18 protein-coding genes are annotated in these 19,610 nt (G+C 70.7%); 13 read left to right on the top strand and 5 right to left on the bottom strand.

Annotated elements, in window-relative coordinates:
- Positions 1-70: 70 nt before the first annotated feature.
- The 10 genes from ACFULQ_RS02430 (at position 71) to ACFULQ_RS02475 (ending at position 10,986) form a co-directional block, all read left to right on the top strand.
- Positions 71-1,213: an acyl-CoA dehydrogenase family protein gene (locus ACFULQ_RS02430; RefSeq protein WP_383537000.1), complete on the top strand. Its 1,143-nt coding sequence runs from the start codon at positions 71-73 to the stop codon at positions 1,211-1,213.
- A 112-nt stretch (positions 1,214-1,325) separates the two neighbouring features.
- Positions 1,326-2,816: an aldehyde dehydrogenase family protein gene (locus tag ACFULQ_RS02435; RefSeq protein WP_383537003.1), complete on the top strand. Its 1,491-nt coding sequence runs from the start codon at positions 1,326-1,328 to the stop codon at positions 2,814-2,816.
- 21 nt (positions 2,817-2,837) lie between these two features.
- Positions 2,838-4,412: an AMP-binding protein gene (locus ACFULQ_RS02440; protein ID WP_383537005.1), complete on the top strand. Its 1,575-nt coding sequence runs from the start codon at positions 2,838-2,840 to the stop codon at positions 4,410-4,412.
- 4 nt (positions 4,413-4,416) lie between these two features.
- Positions 4,417-5,568: a thiolase family protein gene (locus ACFULQ_RS02445; protein WP_383537008.1), complete on the top strand. Its 1,152-nt coding sequence runs from the start codon at positions 4,417-4,419 to the stop codon at positions 5,566-5,568.
- Complete coding sequence (locus tag ACFULQ_RS02450) at positions 5,565-5,960, top strand: Zn-ribbon domain-containing OB-fold protein (RefSeq protein ID WP_383537011.1); 396 nt, start codon at positions 5,565-5,567, stop codon at positions 5,958-5,960. Before ACFULQ_RS02445 ends, ACFULQ_RS02450 begins: the two co-directional genes overlap by 4 nt.
- Before the next feature lie 139 nt (positions 5,961-6,099).
- The gene (locus ACFULQ_RS02455) at positions 6,100-8,709 is read left to right on the top strand and encodes a nitrate- and nitrite sensing domain-containing protein (protein ID WP_383537014.1); all 2,610 of its coding nucleotides are present in this window, start codon (positions 6,100-6,102) and stop codon (positions 8,707-8,709) included.
- Positions 8,710-8,717: 8 nt separating this feature from the next.
- Entirely contained in the window at positions 8,718-9,146 is a 429-nt protein-coding gene (locus ACFULQ_RS02460; protein WP_383537329.1) for a roadblock/LC7 domain-containing protein, read from the top strand.
- 17 nt (positions 9,147-9,163) lie between these two features.
- On the top strand, positions 9,164-9,532 hold the full coding sequence (locus tag ACFULQ_RS02465) for a DUF742 domain-containing protein (RefSeq protein ID WP_383537332.1): 369 nt from the start codon (positions 9,164-9,166) through the stop codon (positions 9,530-9,532).
- Positions 9,513-10,109 (top strand): ATP/GTP-binding protein, encoded by a 597-nt coding sequence (locus tag ACFULQ_RS02470; protein ID WP_383537017.1) that lies wholly within the window; start codon positions 9,513-9,515, stop codon positions 10,107-10,109. The genes ACFULQ_RS02465 and ACFULQ_RS02470 overlap by 20 nt, the downstream gene beginning before the upstream one ends.
- Positions 10,110-10,194: 85 nt before the next feature.
- Positions 10,195-10,986 carry a FadR/GntR family transcriptional regulator gene (locus ACFULQ_RS02475; RefSeq protein WP_383537020.1) on the top strand — a complete coding sequence of 264 codons (792 nt, stop codon included), beginning with the start codon at positions 10,195-10,197 and terminating at the stop codon, positions 10,984-10,986.
- A gap of 91 nt (positions 10,987-11,077) precedes the next feature.
- On the opposite strand, the gene ACFULQ_RS02480 is transcribed toward ACFULQ_RS02475, so the two are convergent.
- The 3 genes from ACFULQ_RS02480 to ACFULQ_RS02490 are packed head-to-tail and all read right to left on the bottom strand — an operon-like array spanning position 11,078 to position 14,025.
- Positions 11,078-12,103, bottom strand: a complete 1,026-nt coding sequence (locus tag ACFULQ_RS02480; protein ID WP_383537023.1) for a TIGR03617 family F420-dependent LLM class oxidoreductase — start codon at positions 12,101-12,103, stop codon at positions 11,078-11,080.
- Entirely contained in the window at positions 12,100-13,236 is a 1,137-nt protein-coding gene (locus tag ACFULQ_RS02485; protein WP_383537025.1) for an acyl-CoA dehydrogenase family protein, read from the bottom strand. The genes ACFULQ_RS02480 and ACFULQ_RS02485 overlap by 4 nt, the downstream gene beginning before the upstream one ends.
- Positions 13,237-13,239: 3 nt before the next feature.
- Positions 13,240-14,025, bottom strand: a complete 786-nt coding sequence (locus tag ACFULQ_RS02490; RefSeq protein WP_383537028.1) for an enoyl-CoA hydratase/isomerase family protein — start codon at positions 14,023-14,025, stop codon at positions 13,240-13,242.
- Positions 14,026-14,125: 100 nt separating this feature from the next.
- Between ACFULQ_RS02490 and ACFULQ_RS02495 the strand changes: the two genes are divergently transcribed.
- The 3 genes from ACFULQ_RS02495 (at position 14,126) to ACFULQ_RS02505 (ending at position 18,147) form a co-directional block, all read left to right on the top strand.
- On the top strand, positions 14,126-15,019 hold the full coding sequence (locus ACFULQ_RS02495; RefSeq protein ID WP_383537030.1) for a crotonase/enoyl-CoA hydratase family protein: 894 nt from the start codon (positions 14,126-14,128) through the stop codon (positions 15,017-15,019).
- Positions 15,016-16,617: a GMC family oxidoreductase gene (locus tag ACFULQ_RS02500; protein ID WP_383537033.1), complete on the top strand. Its 1,602-nt coding sequence runs from the start codon at positions 15,016-15,018 to the stop codon at positions 16,615-16,617. Before ACFULQ_RS02495 ends, ACFULQ_RS02500 begins: the two co-directional genes overlap by 4 nt.
- Positions 16,618-16,731: 114 nt before the next feature.
- Positions 16,732-18,147 (top strand): family 1 glycosylhydrolase, encoded by a 1,416-nt coding sequence (locus tag ACFULQ_RS02505; protein ID WP_383537035.1) that lies wholly within the window; start codon positions 16,732-16,734, stop codon positions 18,145-18,147.
- A gap of 13 nt (positions 18,148-18,160) precedes the next feature.
- Here ACFULQ_RS02505 and ACFULQ_RS02510 read toward each other — a convergent pair whose 3' ends face one another.
- Positions 18,161-18,661, bottom strand: coding sequence for a MaoC/PaaZ C-terminal domain-containing protein (locus ACFULQ_RS02510; RefSeq protein WP_311712580.1), 501 nt, complete (start codon positions 18,659-18,661; stop codon positions 18,161-18,163).
- A gap of 27 nt (positions 18,662-18,688) precedes the next feature.
- Positions 18,689-19,510 (bottom strand): enoyl-CoA hydratase/isomerase family protein, encoded by an 822-nt coding sequence (locus ACFULQ_RS02515; protein ID WP_383537038.1) that lies wholly within the window; start codon positions 19,508-19,510, stop codon positions 18,689-18,691.
- Between the last annotated feature and the right edge of the window lie 100 nt (positions 19,511-19,610).

A 19,610-nucleotide genomic window follows, 5' to 3' on the forward strand; every position in this document is an offset into this window, starting at 1 on the left:
CAGGTCCCGATACAGCGCTATCGTATAACTACTTCAGCTAAATAAGCGAGATGCATGAGTGGAGCCGAGTGTGCGCCGAACGATCTTCACCGAGGAACATGAGCTGTTCCGCGAGACCGCCCGCACCTTCTACCTGCGCGAATGTGCCCCGTACGCCGAGCAGTGGGAGCGCGACGGTCAGGTGAGCCGGGCCGCGTGGGCGGCTGCGGGCAAGGCCGGACTCATCGGCTGGCAGTTCCCCGAGGAGTACGGCGGCCAGGGCATCCGGGACTTCCGCTACAACGCGATCATGGCCGAGGAGATGGCGGCCACCAGCTCGGTCGGCATCGGGCTCGGGTTGCAGAACGACGTCCTGCCGCCCTATCTGATGAACCTCACCACACCTGAGCAGAAGGCCCGTTGGCTCCCCGGGGTGATCAGCGGCGAGACCATCTGCGCGCTCGCGCTGTCGGAGCCCTCCGCCGGGTCCGACCTCAAGGCCATCCGCACCACCGCCCGCCGGGACGGCGACGAGTGGGTGATCGACGGCTCCAAGACCTTCATCACCAACGGCATCCTGGCGGACCTGGTGATCGTCGCCTGCAAGACCGATCCGGAGGCCGGCCACAAGGGCATCAGCCTGATCGTCGTCGAGCGCGGCACCGAGGGCTTCGAGCGCGGACGCAAGCTCGACAAGGTCGGCATGAAGGCCCAGGACACCGCCGAACTCTTCTTCCACGAGGTCCGCGTCCCCGCCGAGAACCTGATCGGAGAGGAGGGCCGCGGTTTCTACCACATGATGGGAAACCTCCCCACGGAACGGCTCGCCATCGCCGTCTCCTCCCTGGCGGCCGCCGAGCGGGCCTACGTGGTGGCGCTGGACTACGCCAAGACCCGCACCGCCTTCGGGCAGCCCATCGGGGAGTTCCAGGCCAACCGGTTCGCGCTCGCCGGCACCAGGGCCAAGCTGAACGCCGCCCGCGTGTACCTGGACGGCTGCATCATGGCCCTGATCCAGGGGGAACTGACCGCCGACGAGGCCGCCGCCGCCAAGTACTGGACCTCCGAGACCGGCTGGGAGGTCATCGACCGCTGCATGCAGCTCTTCGGCGGCTACGGATACGTCAACGAGTACGAGATCGCGCGCATCTGGCGCGATGCCCGGGTGCAGCGGGTCTTCGGCGGGACCTCGGAGATCATGCTGGAGATCATCGGGCGGTCGCTGGGTCTGTAGGCCGGCTGGGGGCCTCGGTCCTGAGCCCCTGAACTCATTGACTAGCTTGGCTTAATAGGTTAGCTATTTAGCCTGGATGTGCGCAGTGCTGCGCGGTCTCTAGGAGGTACCCGTGGTCACGGTAGATGTGGAGCTGCACCAGGAGAGGGCGGAGCGCGACCTGCCGCGGCCGCGTCTGGTCATCGGCGGCAAGGACGTCACCGACACCAGCGGTGGCCTCTACGAGCACCGCAACCCGGCCACCGGCCTCATCCAGGCCCACGTCCCGCTGGCCGGGCCCACCGAGGTGGACCAGGCGGTCGCGGCCGCCCGCCAGGCCTTCGAGGTGTGGGGCACCATGCGCCCCGCGGAGCGCCGCCGGCTGCTCACCCGCTTCGCCGGGCTGCTGCGCGACCACATCCCCGACTTCGCGGCGATCTGCCCGCTGGAGAACGGCGTGTGCATCGGCGGCTGGGCGGAGAACGTCGGACCGCACGTCGCCGAGTGGACCGAGTACTACGCGGGCTGGGCCGACAAGATCGAGGGCATGGTCGGCGCGGCCTACAGCCCGCACGAGAACGTCGAGTACACCATCGCCGAGCCGTACGGCGTCATCGGCCACATCATCACCTGGAACTCCCCCGCGCTGTCCCTGGCCATGAAGGTCCCGCCGTCGCTCGCCGCGGGCAACACGGTGGTCATCAAGCCGGCCGAGTCCACGCCGTTCTCCGCGCTGCTCTTCGCCGACCTGGCCCGCGAGGCCGGCATCCCCGAGGGCGTCGTCAACGTCGTCACCGGGCTCGGCGACGCGGGATCGGCCCTGGTGACCCACCCCGGCGTCGACAAGATCTCCTTCACCGGCGGCCCCGCCACCGCGCGCCGCATCATGGCGGACGCGGTGCTGAGCCTCAAGCCGGTCGTGTTCGAGCTGGGCGGCAAGTCCGCCAACCTCCTGTTCGCCGACACCGATCTCGACTCCGTCGTCCCGTACTGCGCGGCCTTCGCCATGAGCAACACGGGCCAGGGCTGCGCCCTGCCCACCCGCCTGCTGGTGGAGCGCTCGGTCTACGACGAGGTCATCGCGCGGGTCACCGGGGTGATCGCCCACCTGCCGGTAGGCGACCCGCTCGACCCCACGACGTACATCGGACCCCTCATCAACGAAGCCGCCCGCGACCGCGTCCAGGGCATGGTCGACAAGGCGATCGATGACGGGGCCGGCCGGCTGGTGTACGGCGGCGAACGCATCGACTCCGACGGCTATTTCGTCTCGCCGACCGTCTTCGCGGACGTCGACAACCGGAGCGACCTTGCCCAGCAGGAGGTCTTCGGACCGGTCCTGGCGATCACCCCGTTCGACACCGAGGACCAGGCCGTCGCCCTGGCCAACGACAGCGAGTACGGCCTGTCCGCCTACATCCAGTCCCGTGACATCGCACGCGTCAACCGCCTGGTGCCGCGCCTGAGGGCCGGGACGGTCTACGTCAACCCCGGGCCGAATCCCATCACTTCGCCCGCCACGCCGTTCGGTGGCGTCGGCATCAGCGGGTTCGGGCGGGAAGGCGGCAAGGCCGGTCTGGACGAGTTCATCAACGTGAAGGGCGTCGGCATCGGCCGCGTCTGACCAACCATGGGGAGCAACCACGTGAGTCCCATCCGCCGCCTGACGTTCGGCGACATCATCCGTGAGCACCGACGGTCCTTCCCCGACGGAGTCGCCCTCGTCGACGGCGATGTCCGGCTGACCTGGCCCCAGTTGGACGAGCGCACCAACCGGCTCGCAGGCGCCCTCACGGACGCGGGTGTCGGCTCCGGCGACCGCATCCTGTGGCTGGCCCAGAACTCCTTCCGGATCTGGGAACTGCTCGCCGCCGCCGCGAAGATCGGCGCCATGGTCTGCCCCGGCTACTGGCGCTGGGCCGCCCCCGAGATGGCCTTCGCCGTCGAGGACTTCGACCCCAAGGTCGTCGTCTGGCAGGACGAGGAGATCGGTGACACGGTCGCCAAGGCACGGGCCGAACTCGGCAGCGACCACCGGGCGTTGTGGCTGCGCCACGACACCGAGGGCGCCGACTCCTACGAGTCCTTCCTTGCCTCCGGGGCGCCGGAGGACCCCGTCGCCGACGTCGACCCCGACTCCGCGCTCCTGGTCATCTACACCGCGGCGATCTCCGGCCGGCAGTCCGGCTCGATGCTGTCCCACCGCAACCTGCTCGCCATGGGCGCGAGCGCCGCCTGGATGGGGGACATCGGCACGGAGACGTCCTTCCTCGGCGCCGGTCCCATGTTCCACATCGGCAACTACCAGTTCTGGGGCGTCCCGGCCTTCGTCCACGGCGGCAAGAACGTGGTCGTGCGCCGCGTGGTCGCCGAGGAACTGCTCCCACTGCTCGCGGCGGAGAAGTGCACCCACGCCTACCTGATGCCCCCGACCATCGCGCAGCTCGTCGCCCTCAACCGCGAGGCCGGCCACGACCTCTCCCACCTGCGCGCGAGCGTGGCAGCCCAGCTCTGGGAGGGCACCGTCCCCACCGACCAGAGCCGCTTCACCCGCAACGGCGGTGGCATGGGCCGCGGTTACGGGCAGACCGAGGTGACCGGCTTCGCCGTGACCGGCGCCTACGGCGACGCGGGCGCCGGCAACGCGGGACGCCCCGGCCCCTTCACCGCCGTACGTATCCTGAACGGCTCCGGCCAGGAGTGCGCGGTCGGCGAGGCCGGTGAGATCTGTGTCCGCGGCGACCTCGTGCACCTCGGGTACTGGAACCGGCCCGAGATCAACGAGGAACGCTTCCGCTTCGGCTGGTGGCACACCACCGACCTCGGCCGACGCGAGCCCGACGGCACGATCAGCTTCCTCGGGACGACGACCCGCATGCTCAAGTCGGCCGCGGAGAACATCTTCCCGGCCGAGGTGGAGAACTGCATCGAGTCCCACCCCTCGGTCAAGGAGGCGGCCGTGATCGGCGTGCCCAACGAGCGCTGGGCGCAGGACGTCAAGGCCGTCGTGGTCCTCCAGCCGGGCGCCGAGCCGCTCACCGCGGCGGACGTCATCGAGCACTGCCGGGCGCGCATCGCCTCGTACAAGAAGCCGAAGACGGTCGAGTTCGTCGACGCCCTGCCGCGCACCAAGGACTACGCCAAGGACTACGAGGTGCTCGACGAGCGCTTCGGCGGGGGCGGCTACCCCGGCGGCGACACGCTCGGCGCGGGACGGTGACCGCGTGAACGGCCGCCAACCCGTGGTCGTCGGCGTGCACGCCACCGAACAGGCGCTGACACTGCCCGACCGCGACGCCGTGGACCTCGCCCTCGAAGCGGTGCGCGGCGCGATCGCGGACGCCGGACTGACCCCGGCCGACATCGACGGCGCCCAGGTCGACTGGCCCGGCCCCGGCGGCGTACCCGGCGAGGGCAGCTCCTGGGCGCGGATGCTGGGCCGGGACCTGCGCTGGACCAGCGACTCCATGCTCGACAACGCGGGCTCACGGGGCCTGTTGAAGGCGGCCGCCGCCATCAGCGCCGGATACGCGGACACCGTCGTCGTCGGCGGCTGCAAGCTGGTCTCGCGCGGATCCGGGCCGGTCGGAGCCGGGGTGCCGCTGGAGTTCGCCGACGTGTGGGGCAGCTATGTCGTCGCCCAGTTCGCGCTGGTGGCGGCCCGGCACATGCACGAGTACGGCACGACCTCCCGCCAGCTCGCCGAGGTCGCCGCCACCATCCGCAACAACGGCACCACCAACCCGGAGGCAATGATGTACGGCCGCGGCCCGTACACCGCCGACGACGTCCTCGCCTCCCGGATGGTGGCCACGCCCTTCCACCTGCTGGACTGCTGCATCGTCGGCGAGGGCGGCGCCGCGATCGTGGTCACCACCGCCGAACGGGCCCGCGACCTGCCGCAGGTGCCCGTTGCGGTGCTCGGCGGCGGCATGGAGTACCACCAGGCCGCGTACGCCAACCCTGCGCTGTACCGGGAGGTCGGCCAACTCGGCCGGGACGCGGCCACCCGCGCCTACGCGATGGCCGGCGTCGGCCCGCAGGACGTGGATGTCTTCTCCCTGTACGACCCCAACTCCTTCGAGATCATCCGGCAGTTGGAGGCACTTGGCCTGTGCGGTGAGGGCGAGGGCGGACCACTGGCGGCCAGTGGTGCCATCGCCGTCGGTGGCAAGCATCCCGTCAATCCCGACGGGGGCTGTCTGTCGTACGCCTGGAACGGGACCCAGCAGATGACGCTCAAAGTCGTCGAAGCGGTACGGCAGTTGCGCGGTACCGCCGTGCACCAGGTCGAGGGCGCCGAGCTCGCGGTCGTCGGGAACGCCGGGTCCGGGGCGCAGCACTACGAGATGAGCCTGCTGGGGAGAGCGCGATGAGCCGGCCCGTACCCGTCCCCACCGAACTGTCCGAGCCGTTCTGGGACGCGGCCCGCCGCGGCGACCTGGTCGTCCCCTACTGCCCGAACTGCGACCTGCGCTTCTTCGTGCCCGAGCCCGCCTGCCCCGGGTGCCTGGCCTCGGACTGGCACTACGTGGCGAGCACGGGCCGGGGGACCGTGTACTCGGTGACCGTGGTGCACCGCGCACCCGGCCCCGGCTTCGACACACCCTTCGCGCTCGCCGTGATCGACCTCGACGACGGCGCCACCCTGCTCTCCCATGTCGACGCCGGCGATCCGGAGGCCGTGGCCATCGGCATGCGCGTGCGCGTCGACTTCCGGCCGCTCACGGACGAGATCACGCTGCCGTATTTCGTGCCGGAGCACTGATCAAACCGGGGTGTCCCACTCTCGTGAAAATTTAGTGGGCTAAGTGTATTTAGATAGCGGTATTCCTGGATAGCATCGGGCCGTCATCGTGCGGGCCCATCGGAGCGGCCTGTCACTTGGATCATCGCTGGGGACCTCAGTGGCAGTGCACGCGCGTGCGTCGAAGAGACAAGGCCCAAAGGGCAGCGAAGGCACCGGAGTCCGGCGACAGCCGTCACTGCGCACGGTCCTGCTCATCCTGGCCCTGGTACCCAGCGTCACCCTCGTAGCCCTGTGGCTGGCGAGCTCCACGCAGCTCTACGCGGACTGGCAGACGCAGAAGGACCGCAACGCGGCCTCCAACGCGGCGGCACGTCCGATCATGGCGGCCTTCTTCGACCTCCAGGAGGAACGGCGGCTCAGCGGCGCGGAGTTGGCCGACCCCAAGGGCTACCAGAAGGCGCTGCGCGCGCAGCGCGTCCGCACCGACGCCGATGTCACGGCCGTCCAGGAACTGCCCGACAGTGGCTGGAGCGCCCCTGACGACATCCGCGCCGACGTCGTCCAGGTGGGCAGGAACCTGCGGAAACTGGCCGACTACCGCACGGGGGTGGACCAGCGAACCGCCTCCCAGCAGCAGACCTTCGACCGCTACACGAGCCTCATCTCCGGCCAGTTGAACCTGTTCACCACGCTGAGCCACGTCGGTCTGCCCAACATCGACTACCTCGCCCGGCCGGCCATCGACTCGGTCTGGGGCATGGAGATGATCTCGCGGGAGAACGCGCTCTTCACCCGCGGCTCGGTGACCGGACGGCTCTCCGCCACCGAACGCGGGCAGCTCGCCGGATGGATCGGCTCCCAGCACTTCCTCTACGACAACAAGATCGTGCCCCTCGTCCCGGACGACCAGGCCGCGCTCTACCGGAAGTTGATGGCGGGCAGCGCGTGGAAGCACAAGACGGCGGCTGAGCAGAACGTCCTGTCCGACACCGGCACCGGCACCGGCACCGGCACCGGCACCGGCACCGGCACCGGCACCGGCTCCGGCTCCGACACTGGCTCCGGTACCGACACCGGCTCCGCTTCCGGCTCCGGCTCGGGGGCCGACGCGGACAAGTTCTCCAAGGACCTGGGCACGACGTGGAGCGAGAGCGTCGGGCCGGTCGCCGCCCAGCTCCAGCAGCTCAACACCGCCTACTCGGTGACCCTGACGGCGGCCACCGAGAAGGAACTGAACGCGATGGTGCGGCGGTTGGTCGTCACCAGCGTGATGGGCGCGGTGGCGGTGCTCGTGGTCGTGCTGATCAGCGCGCTGCTCACCCGGACCTTGCGCCGCCGGATCTCCGCGCTGCGCGTCGCCGCCCTGGACCTCCAGACCCGCATGCCGGCCGTGGTGGAACGCCTGCGTACCGGAGACGTCGTCGACCTGGACGCCGAACTCCCCGCGATCCAGCACGGTGACGACGAACTCGGCCAACTGGGCCAGGCGTTGAACCTGGCGCGCCACAGCGCCCTGGACACGACGATGGCTCAGGTCTCGCAGTTCCGCGGCTTCGAGAAGCTGCTCCAGCGCATCGCCCGGCGTACCCAGCTGCTCATCGGCCTCCAGATGAAGAAGCTCAGTGAGCTGGAGCGCCGGCACGAGGATCCCGAGGTCCTTGAGGGCCTGTTCGACCTCGACCATCTGACCGCGAGGCTGCGGCGCTACGAGGAGAACCTGGTGATCCTCGGAGGCGGCCAGCCGCAGCGACGCTGGCGCAAGCCCGTCCTGCTGCTGGATGTGCTGCGCTCCGCACAGAGCGAGGTGCAGGACTACCGGCGGATCCAGATCGACGTCGAGGACCGGGTGTGGCTGGCCGAGCGCGCCGTCGGCCTGGTGATCCACGTGCTGGCCGAACTCATGGAGAACGCGGTGGGCTTCTCCAGACCACCGACGCCGGTGGAGGTGTACGCCGCCCGGGTGGGGCGCGGTCTCGCGGTGGAGATCGAGGACCGCGGCGTGGGCATGGACCCCGAGCAGTACGACGCGGCCAACCGGCTGATGACCGAGCCGCCCCGCATGGACGTCATGTCCCGGGCGGACGACGTCAGGCTCGGCCTCTATGTGGTGGCCCGGCTGGCGCGCGCCCTGGACATCCAGGTGGAGCTGCGGCCCTCCTCGTTCGGCGGCACCCGGGTCGTCGTCCTCATACCCGACGAACTCGTCGTCGAGGCCCCCGGGCGGACCGGACCCACCGCCGGTGCAGCCCAGGCAGCCGACGCCGCTTGGCCGCCACCCCCCGAAGCAGCCGACGCAGGCTGGCCGCCGCCCCCCGATCCGGCCGTCGCGGACGCGCCCGGCGTGGAGCACAGGACGGTCCCGGACGCGGACACCCTGGTGACCGGCCGGGTCGCTCCGCTCGAAGCCCCGGCCCCCATGAGCGATGTGTGGACCCGGCCGCCGCGTCCCCGACCGGGGCCGCAGCCGGCCGGCGCACCGCGGGGGAGCGGCACCCTGCGCGTGGATGTCGCGCCGGGTGTGCAGCCGCTGCCCAAACGGGTGCGCCTGGCCAGTCTCGCCGATGAACTGCGGGACCCGGCCGCGGGCCCGGCGGCGCCGTCGGCCGATGAGCGGACACCGGACCGGCGGCCCGCGCCCGCCCGCTCCGGCGCGACGATCGGTGCCTTCCAGCGCCAGTCCCGGATGGTCCGGCGTGACCTTCCCCCGACCGACCACGAACCCCTCGACGTGCTCCCGCAGCGTAGACGGACCCCGACGGAAGACTGACCATGACAATGCGAACGACCGCCACCCATCCGGACCTCGACTGGTTGCTGGACGGCTTGGTCGAACAGGTTCCCGGCACGCACCACGCCATCGTGCTGTCCGACGACGGGCTGGTGGTCAGCCAGTCCAGCACCATCGCCCGCGGCGACGCCGAGCGCCTGGCGGCCATCGCCACCGGCCAGCAGAGCCTGGCCCGCGGGGTGGGCCAGCTGTTCGGGGGTGGTTCGGTGCACCAGGTCATCGTCGAGCTGACCGACCTGTGGCTGTTCATCTCCGCCGCGGGCCGCGGTACTCATCTGGCCGTGGTGGCCTCCCAGGAAGTGGACGCCGAGTTGATGACCGTGGCCATGCACACGCTGATGCAGCAGGTGGGCCAGCGCATGAGCACCGAGACGCGCTTCGGGGCAACCGTCGACGAGCGCGGTGTACGTGAGTGAGCCACTGGATGGACGGCCTGGAGGACGGGGATGCTGAAGAGCTGTCGGTCCGGCCCTACACGATCACCCACGGCCGGACGGCACCCACGCGTGACGACCTCACTCTCATCACCCTCGTGACGACCGTGGAACCGCCACCGGGCCGGGCCGGGATGCGGGGCCTGGAACCCGAGCACCGCTCGATCCTCCAGCAGTGCCGCACACCCGCCGCCGTGGCCGAGATCGCGGCGGACCTGAACCTGCCCGTGGCGGTCACGAAGATCCTGATCGACGATCTGGTCGCACTGGGCAGGGCGACCACCCGTCCGCCGATCGCGGTAGCAGCAGGGAAACCAATGGACATGACACTTCTTCGGGCGGTGAGGGATGGCCTTCGCAGACTCTGACCCCGCGGGCCGGGCCCTCGACGGCTCGGCACCCGCGGCGGTCAAGATCCTTGTGGCCGGCGGCTTCGGCGTGGGCAAGACGACGCTGGTCGGGGCGGTGAGCGAGGTGGCACCGCTGCGCACCGAGGAGTACCTGACCGTCGCGAGCGTGGGCGTGGACGACGTCGAGGGCGTCGAGCGGAAGGCCACCACCACGGTGGCCATGGACTTCGGCCGCATCATGATCAACCCCCGGCTGGTGGTCTACCTCTTCGGTACGCCCGGCCAGGAGCGCTTCTGGTTCATGTGGAACGACCTCGTGCACGGCGCGCTCGGCGCGGTGGTGATCGCCGACACCCGGAGACTGGAGACCAGCTTCGCGTCCATCGACTTCTTCGAGAGCCGCGGCATCCCCTTCGTGATCGGCGTCAACTGCTTCCACGGCCACCAGGAACGCACCGAGCGGGAGATCCGCGAAGCGCTCGACCTCGACCCGGAAGTCCCCCTGGTGATGGGGGACATGCGACAGAAGGCGGTCGGCCGCGACCTGCTGCTCGCGCTGGCCGAACATCTCATTGCCGCGAACTCGATTAATTAATTTAATCAGTTATCTAGTAGAGTGGGCCGTCTACCCGGTGCCCGGGCTGTGCCACGCACCCCCGGGCCGGACGGAGGTGGGCCCGGTGACGAGTACGACGGGACGACAGGGCGGCGGCGGTGGCCGGGTGAACGGCGTCAAGGTCCGCGTGCCCAAGATGGCCGAACTGGTGGCGGCACAACTGCGCCGCAAGATCGTGCGCGGGGAACTCGCCGAGGGCGAGGCGCTGCCGGCCGAGTCCGCGCTGATGGCGGAGTTCGCCGTGTCCCGGCCCACGCTGCGCGAGGCGTTCCGCGTGCTGGAGTCGGAGTCGCTCATCAGCGTGCGCCGGGGCGCCCGGGGCGGGGCACGGGTGCAGATCCCGGAAGGCACGGTCGCCGCCCGGTATGCCGGCGTCGTCCTCGAATACCGCGGCACCACCCTCAAGGACGTCTACGACGCCCGTACGGTCATCGAGGCGCCGTGCGCCGGACTGCTGGCCGAGGGACGCACGGACGAGGACCTGGAGCGGCTGCGGGCCGCCGTCGCCGAGGCCGAGGCGCTGATGGACGACCCCTCCGCCTTCATCCGTGCCCACATGGAGTTCCACGCCCTGGTCGTCGAACTGGCGGGCAACGAGACGCTGAGCGTCCTCAACGGCATGGTCCGGCACATCATCGACCAGGCGAACTGGTCCCACGTCGACCTGGACGCCGGCAGCCCCGAGAACGTACGGGCCAACCGCCGGGGCTTCCGCGCCCACGGCGCGCTCGTCGAACTGGTCGCCCAACGCCGGGCCGAGGCCGCCGAGGAGCTCTGGCGCCTGCATCTCCAGGAGGCCGAGGACTACCTGCTGCAGAACAGGTCCATGACCACCGTCCTGGACCTGCTCGGCTGACACGCCAGTCCTGCTCGGCTGACGCGCCAGCCCTGCTCGGCTGACACGCCGGTCCTGCTCGGCCGACGTGCCGGTCCCGCTCGGCCGACCGTCACTCGGGGGCGCGCAGCTCCTGCACGATGGGCTCCCACACCTCGGCGTCGATCTCGTACGCCGTGTAGAAGGACACCCGGTCGACCAGCGCCCCGTACCGGCGCCGGATCTCACCCGCGACCCGCTCCGGCTCCGCCACGACCGCGAAGGTGTGCAGCACCTCGTCGTCGACCAGGCCGCTCATCGCCTCCCACTTGTCCGCGCGTCGGGACGTCGACAACGCGTGCAGCTCGTCGCCGAGTTCGCCCCAGCCGTGCAGCTCCAGCACCCCGCGGTAGGCGGGTGTGCTGCCGTAGAAGGCGATCTGGGCGCGGGTGCCGTCGATCGCCCGGCTCATCTCCTCCTCCGTGCGGCCGGTCGCGGTCAGCAGCAGATGGGAGACGGCGAAGTCGGCCCGCGTACGGCCGGACGCGGCCAGCCCCGCCTCCACGGTCGGCAGGGTCACCTCCCGCAGGTACCGCTCGGTGGTGAAGCCGTGCGCGAGCAGCCCGTCGGCCACCTCGCCCGCCACCTGGGTCATCGCCTGGCCGACCGCGGCCACGAACACCTTGGGCGCGCCACCGGGGGCGGGCGGCGGCGAGAAGAAGGGCGACATCAGGGTGTGCGAGTAGAAGTCGCCGCGGAAGTTCAGCTTCTCGCCCTCGTTCCAGGCAGCCCAGATCGCGTGCAGCGCGCTCACGTACTCCCGCATGCGGGCCGCGGGCCGGCTCCACGGCATGTCGAAGCGCCGCTCGATGTGGGGTTTGATCTGGCTGCCGAGACCGAGCGAGAACCGTCCGCCGGCGTAGGTCTGGAGGTCGTGCGCGGTGTACGCGAGCTGCATGGGGGAGCGGGCGAAGGCGACCGCGATGGCCGTGCCGACCTCCAGCAGGTCGGTGTGCTCGGCCGCCAGCACCAGCGGCAGGAACGGGTCGTGCTTGGACTCCGACGCCCACAGCCCGTCGTAACCCGCCTTCTCGTGGTGCCGAGCCTCCTCCACGACCTCCGCGGTGCTCCACACGTTGAGCTTGCCGTCGACCTTCATGCCGCTCCCTTTTCCTTGTCCATGCCGATTCTGTGTGCGAGCAGCTCCCGGTGGTACGCCGGATCGCCGAACAGCAGCTGTGACGTCTTGGCCCGCTTCAGATAGAGGTGGGCCGGGTGCTCCCAGGTGAAGCCGATGCCGCCGTGCACCTGGATGTTCTGCTCGGTCGCCAGGACGCACGCGTCGGAGCAGAACGCCTTGGCGAGACTTGCCACGGCGGGCAGCTCCGGGTCCTCGGTTTCCGACGCGAGCAGGGCGTAGTGGGCGGCGGCGCGCGCCGACTCCACCTCCAGCAGGACGTCGGCCAGCAGGTGCTTGACGGCCTGGAAGGAACCGATGGGCCGCCCGAACTGGTGGCGCACCTTGGCGTACTCCACCGCCATGTCGAGCGCGCGGGAGGCCACCCCGACCTGCTCGGCGGCCAGCGCCACCGCAGCCCGGTCTAGCACCTCCGAGACCAGGTCCCAGCCGTGGCCGTGCGTACGCAGCCGGGTCGCCGGTACGTCCTGGTAGTCGAGGCGGGCCTGGCGGCGGGTCGGGTCCATCGTGGGCAGCGGCGCCCGGGTCAGGCCGGCCGCCTCACCCTCGACGCAGAACACGCCGATGCCGTCTCCGGCGCGGGCGACGGTGAGGACGACATCGGCGGTGGCACCGTCCAGGACGAACGTCTTGTGCCCGGAGAGCAGCCAACTCCCGTTGCTCTCGCGGGCGGTGAGCCGTACGCCTGCCGCGTCCCAGCGGGCGGAGTCCTCGGTCAGGGCGAGTGTCCCGACGAGTTCACCGGAGGCCAGGCCCGGCAACAGGCGCTTGCGGGCCTCCTCGTCGGCGCAGCGCAGCAGCGTGGTCGTCGCCAGCACGGCCGAGGACAGGAACGGCGCGCACAGCAGCGCGCGGCCCATCTCCTCCATCACCACGCCCACTTCGACCGGCCCGCACCCGGCACCGCCGTACTCCTCGGGGACCGCGAGGCCCTGCAACCCGAGCTCCGTCCCCATCCGGCGCCACAGCGCCCGGTCGAAGCCCTCGGCCGTCTCCATCAGGCGCCGCGTCTCGGCCTCGGGCGAGGTGTCGGCCAGGAACGCCCTTACGGTGCGCCCCAGTTCCTCCTGCTCCTCGCTGAACGCGAAGTCCATGTCTCAGCCCTCCCCGGTTGTCCGGCGACGGGCGCGGGACGCGATGATCTTCTCTACGACGTCGATGTGGTCCGGCGAGTGCATGGTCTCCTGCTCGGCGAGCAGGGCGGGTTCGAGCACGGTGGCGAGTGCCTGCTCCAGGTGCAGGTTCACCGCGCGCTTGGTCTCGCGCAGCGCCTGCACGGGCAGGGCGGCCAGCCGTCCGGCGAGGTCCATGGCCTCGTCCAGGAGCTTGTCCTTGGGCACGGCCCGGTTGGCGACGCCCAGCCGGACCGCCTCCTCGGCGCTCACCCGGTCACCGAGGAACAGCAGTTCCTTCGCGCGGGTCAGTCCGACGAGCAGGGGGAGGACGAGCGCACCGCCGTCGCCCGCGACGAGGCCGACCTGGACATGAGGGTCCGAGAGGTAGGCGTCGTCGGCGATCAGCACGAGGTCGCTCAGCAGGGCCAGGCTGCATCCCAGGCCCACCGCGGGCCCGTTGACGGCCGCGATCACCGGCAGCGGGCAGCGCACCATCCCGGTGATGATCCGCCGCGCCTCGTCGACGTTCTGCTCCCGGAAAGCGCGGTCGCGCTGAACTCGGGTCATGATGTCGAAGTTGCCCCCGGCGCTGAACGCCCGGCCGCGCCCCGTGAGGACGACCACGCGGGCCTCCGGGTCGGCGGCGAGGGAGTCCCACAGCGAGGCCAGACCCGCGTGCAGCTCCTCGCTCATCGCGTTGAGCTGGTCCGGCCGGTTCAGCTCGATCAGCCAGACCGGCCCGACGGCCGTCACCAAGAGGTCCGTCATCTCCACCGCCATCAGTCATCATCGAACGAGTCAGTAGAGTTGAATGCTATAACTAATTAAGCTTTCTGGAAACGGCTCGCCGGAGTGACGGAGGACGCGTATGCCGGTGCAGGAGTACGAGACCGTACGGGCCGAGGTGGCGGACCGGATCCTCACCGTCAGCCTCAACCGGCCCGAGAAGCTCAACGCCTTCAACCCGCAGATGATGGCCGACCTGCTCGACGTCCTGGACGCGGCCGACGCCGACGACGAGATCCGGGTGATCGTGGTGACCGGCGCCGGGCGCGGCTTCTGCGCGGGCGCCGACGTCAGTTCCGGCGGCTCCTCCTTCGACCACCGCAAGGCGGGCGCCTGGCACCGGGACACGGGCGGCCGGGTCGCCCTGCGGATCTTCTCCAGCACGAAGCCGGTGATCGCGGCGATCAACGGCCCGGCGGCGGGCGTCGGGGCCAGCATGACCCTGCCCATGGACATCCGCCTGGCGTCGACCTCGGCGAAGTTCGGCTTCGTCTTCGCCCGCCGCGGCATCGTGCCGGAATCGGCGGCGAGCTGGTTCCTGCCCCGGGCCGTCGGCATGCAGAAGGCCATGGAGTGGGTGGCCACGGGCCGCGTGTTCGGCCCGGACGAGGCCCTCGCGGCCGGGCTGGTCCGCTCGGTGCACCCACCGGAGGAACTGCTGCCTGCGGCGTACGCCCTCGCCCGGGAGATCGCCGACAACACCTCCGCGATCTCCGTCGCCCTTTCCCGCCAGATGATGTGGCGGATGCTGGGCGAGCCCCACCCGATGGCCGCCCACCGGCTCGACTCCCGGATCATGAGCCAGATCGGCGGCGGCCCGGACCCGGTGGAGGGCGTCCAGTCGTTCCTCGCCAAACGGCCCCCGGAGTTCCCGGGCCGGGTCAGCAAGGACATGCCACCCCTGTATCCCTGGTGGCAGGAAGAGGAGTTCCGCCCCCTGGAGGACCGGGCACCGGCACCGGAGGTCCAGGCATGACGACGTACGACTACATCGTGGTGGGCGCGGGGTCCGCGGGCTGCGTCCTCGCGAACCGGCTCTCCGAGGACCCGAAGACGTCCGTCCTGCTGATCGAGGCAGGCGGCCGGGACACCACCCCGCTGATCAGGATGCCCAAGGGATTCGGCAAGCTGCTCGGTGATCCCCGGTTCGCCTGGCACTACCCGGTCGAGCCGGTGGGCCCGAGCCGCCGCGTCGAGCACTGGGTCCGCGGCCGGACGCTCGGCGGCTCCAGCTCGGTCAACGGCATGGTCTACAACCGCGGTGACCGCGCCGACTACGACGAGCTGGAACGCCTCGGCAACCCCGGCTGGGGCTGGGACACCATGCTGCCGATTTTCCGGCGCATCGAGGACAACGCGCTCGGCGCCTCCCCGGCTAGGGGAGCCGGCGGCCCACTCCACGTCTCCACCGCTCCGCGGCCGGAGCCGCTCTGCGAGGAGGCGATCGCCGCCGGCACCGGACTCGGATGGCGCCGCACCGACGACCTGAACGCGAGCGACGACGAACGCATCGGCTACGCCATGGCCACCATCAAGAAGGGACAGCGATTCAGCGCCGCCCGCGCCTTCCTGCACCCCGTCGCGGACCGGCCGAACCTGACCATCTCGGTGGACACCGTCGTGACGCGCGTCCTTGCCGAGCATGGCAGAGCCGTCGGCGTGCGCACCCGCAGCAAGGGCCTGGAGGCCGACTTCCGGGCCCGGCGCGAGGTGATCCTCTCCGCCGGCAGCATCGCCACGCCCAAGATCCTCCAGCTGTCCGGCATCGGCCAGGCCGAGACGCTGAAATCGGCGGGCGTCGATGTCCTGGTCGACAGCCCGCACGTGGGCGGCCGGATGCGCGAGCACCGCTGTTTCGTGGTCCAGTACCGGCTGAAGGACGACCTCGGCTACAACAAGGCGCTGAGCACCCCGCTGCGGCAGGCCCTGTCGGGGGCGAGATACCTGGCGACCCGCAGTGGACCGCTGGCCGCGCCCGCTTTCGACGTCATCGCCTTCTTCAAGACCCGCCCCGAACTCGCCCGGCCGGACGCCCAGTTGCTGATCGCGCCGGTGTCCCTGCTGCCCGACGTCCCCGGCAAGGAGACCGGCGTGGAGCGCGAGCCCGGAGTGATGGGCCTCGGCTACGTCCTGCGCCCCACAGCAGAGGGCGGCCTGCACATCACGTCGGCCGACCCCGACGCTCCTCTCACCATCACGCCGAACTACTACGGCTCCGACCACGACCGCACGGTGGGAACCGCCCTCTTCCGGCGCATGCGGGAACTCTTCGAGACCGAGCCGATCGCCGGCCGGATCACCGCCGAGACGCTGCCGGGCCCCGGTGTGCGCGAGGACCAGGAGATCATCGACGCCGGTCTCGACCAGGGACGCTGCGGTTACCACGCCATCGGCACCTGTGCCATGGGCCCGGCCGAGGACGACGTCGTCGACGGCCGGCTGCGGGTGCGCGGCGTCGAGGGACTGCGGGTCGTGGACTGCTCGGTCCTGCCGACCATGGTGTCCGGCAATCTGAACGCGCCGATCATGGCCATGGCCTGGAGTGCGGCCGACCTCATCCTCGAGACGGTGTGATCCCGTGTCGGGAGATCTGGCCGAAACATTGTCGTAGTTTGTTTGACCTGTTACGGTCCGGTCGGCGGACATTCAGTTGAATGCGCTAAACCATTCACCGCCTGGACGGTACCCATGAGCGATGGTTTGCTGCATGAATCCCTTCGCTGTGTCGACTGGGGGGTCGCCACGGCGGACACCATCGCGGCGCCTCTGCCGCCCCGGCCGGAACGCGGCGGGCACTTCCGGCAGTGGACCGACGACCTCAGGCAGCTGACCGGCGTGGTCGCGGACACCCACCGCATGGTCGCCGGATGGCCGCAGCTCCAGCCCCACGGCCCCGGCAGCTGGGACCGGGACGCCCTGGACCGCTGCGACCGCGCGCTCGACGCCCTGCTCGCGCACGGCACCCGGCCCGCTCTCACCCTGCTCGACCGCTCACTGCCGCCGTGGCTGGACGCGGCCGGCGGCTGGCTCGCCCGTGAGACCGCCGAGCACTTCGCCGCCTACGCCGCCGAACTGGGCCGCCGTTTCGGCGACCGGGTGGAGCGCTGGATCACCTCCACCGACCTCGCAGGACCCACGCTCGCCGATCACGTGGCCGGAATGTACCCCCCGAACCGGGGCGCGGGCCGGGCCGGACTGCCCGCGGTCCACCACATCCTGCTCGCGAACGGCCTCGCCACCCAGGCCCTGAGGGCCACCGGCGCGGGGGGCCGGATCGGCACCACGGTCACCCTCGTGGGCGGCTACCCGGCCACCGACGACCCCTACGACCGGCTCGCCCTGGAACGCCTGGAGAGCTGGACCAACCGACTCTTCCTCGACCCCCTGCTGCTCGGCGAGCACATGGTGACCGAGGACGGCGACTCGCCGGTCCAGGACACCGGCTGCGTACGCCCCGGCGACCTGGAGACCATCACCACCGAGCAGGACCTGCTGGGCCTGTCCTGGCACACCCCGTTCCGCGTCGCCGCGCCGGAGAACCTGCCCCGCGTGCTGCCGACGAGGACCTGTCAGAGCGCCCTCAACGAGGTCAACCGCCTGCTCGTGGGCCTGGGCTTCGCGATCGTCCCGTTCGACGACGTGGAGACCACCGCCTACGGCTGGCCGATCATCCCCGAAGGACTCGCCGACGCCGTCGCCGAACTCTACGAGCTGTACGGCGACGCGCTGCCGCCGCTGTCCGTCATCGACAACGGCATGGGCGACCTGGACCTCGTCGACGCCACGGGACACAGCGACGACGACCGGCGCCGGGCCCTGCTGCGCGCCCGCCTCTCCTGGCTGGCCCGACTCACCGCGGCCGGTGTGCGGGTGTGCGGCTACGAGTACTGGTCGGTCCTGGACAACCTGGAGGCCAAGTTCCGCTACACCCGCCTGTACGCGATGGCGGTCCCGGACCACGAGGCCCCGCCGCGTCCCTCGATCCCCTCCGACTGGCTGCACCACGGCGCCTTCGCCGGCGCGGCCGTACCGGAAGCGGGGCGGCCTACGGGGCTGACTCTGGTGCCGGCTCCGCCCCGGGCCAAGGACGGCGCGACTTCGTAGCCCGCCCCCCGGCTCAGGACGCCGGAGCCTCGTAGTCCCTGCCCCGGATCAGCCGCACCGGCGTGTAGACGAGGACGTCCTCGTCCCGCTGGTTGCGTACGGTGATCCGGCTGGTCACCACGCCCCGGCCGGGCTTGCTGGAGGGCCGGGACCCCGTGGTCTCCACGACGGCGTACACGGTGTCGCCGACGTACACGGGACCCAGCACGTCGAGTTCCATGTGCAGGAAGGCGAGGCCCGTGCCGTGCAGCACGTTCGTCTGGAGGACGAGGCCCTCGGCGATGCAGTACGTCAGTCCCCCCGGGACCAGTCGCCCCGTGTAGCCGCCGTCCGCGGCGTGCGAGGCGTCCCAGAAGAGGGGCTCGGTGAAGCCGCCCCAGGTCACGAAGTTGACCAGATCCGTCTCCGTGATGGTGCGGCGGGCGGTCCGGAAGACCTGCCCGACCGGCATCTCCTCATAGGTCAACCCCTTGACCAGAAGGGGGACTTCGGTGCTGGTCTGCTGCGGTGCCATGATCGATCGGTTCCTCTCGTACGGTGGTCACAGGTCGAGCGGGTGCTTGGCGCCGACTCCCTCGAAGTCCGCGGCGCGCTTCTCGCGGTGCGCGGCGAGTCCCTCGACGACCTCGTGCCCGCCGAACCCGAAGAACTCCAGCCCGAGCGAGGCCTCGAAGATCGGCTGGGCGGTGCGGTACCAGTGGTTGAGGGACCGCTTGGTCCAGCTGATCGCGCTGGCCGGTCCGCCGGCCAGGGCGGCCGCCACCCGCAGGGCCTCGGTGTGCACGTCGGCGTCGTCCACGCACTTCGACACCAGCCCGATCCGCTCGGCCTCCTCGCCGGTGAGCGTCTCGCAGGTCAGCAGGTAGTACTTGGCCTTGGCCATGCCGCACAGCAGCGGCCAGCAGATGGCGGCATGGTCACCGGCCGCGACCCCGAGCCGCGTGTGCCCGTCGACGATCTTCGCCGTACGGGCGACGACGGAGATGTCCGCCAGCATGCCGATGACCAGACCGGCCCCGACCGCCGGGCCGTGGATCGCGGAGACCACCGGCTTGGAGCAGTTGAGCACCCCGTAGACCATGTCCCGCGCCTCCCGCATCACCCGGGCCCGCACCGCGTAGTCCTCGGTCATGGCGTCGATGGAGTCGAAGGTCCCGCCCGCGGAGAACGCCCGCCCCGCCCCCTGGACGAGCACCGCGCGGGTCTCCTCGTCCCGGTCCACGACGGCCCAGATATCGGCGAGTTCGCCGTGCATCCGCGGGTCGACGGCGTTGAGGTTCGGGGCGTCGAGCACGATCCGCAGCACGCCGGGCGCGGGCCGCTCGAAGGTCAGGCTCGTGAACGGGGCGTAGGGATCGGTCACGGCACACTCCTGGTGTATTCAGTGTGGATACTATAATTATCTAACTGTATCGAGAGGTGGGCGGCAAGCAGGCCGCACGTGACGTTGCACCGAGGACGGG

It is taken from the genome of Streptomyces sp. NPDC057253, assembly GCF_042669125.1.
Taxonomy (GTDB): domain Bacteria; phylum Actinomycetota; class Actinomycetes; order Streptomycetales; family Streptomycetaceae; genus Streptomyces.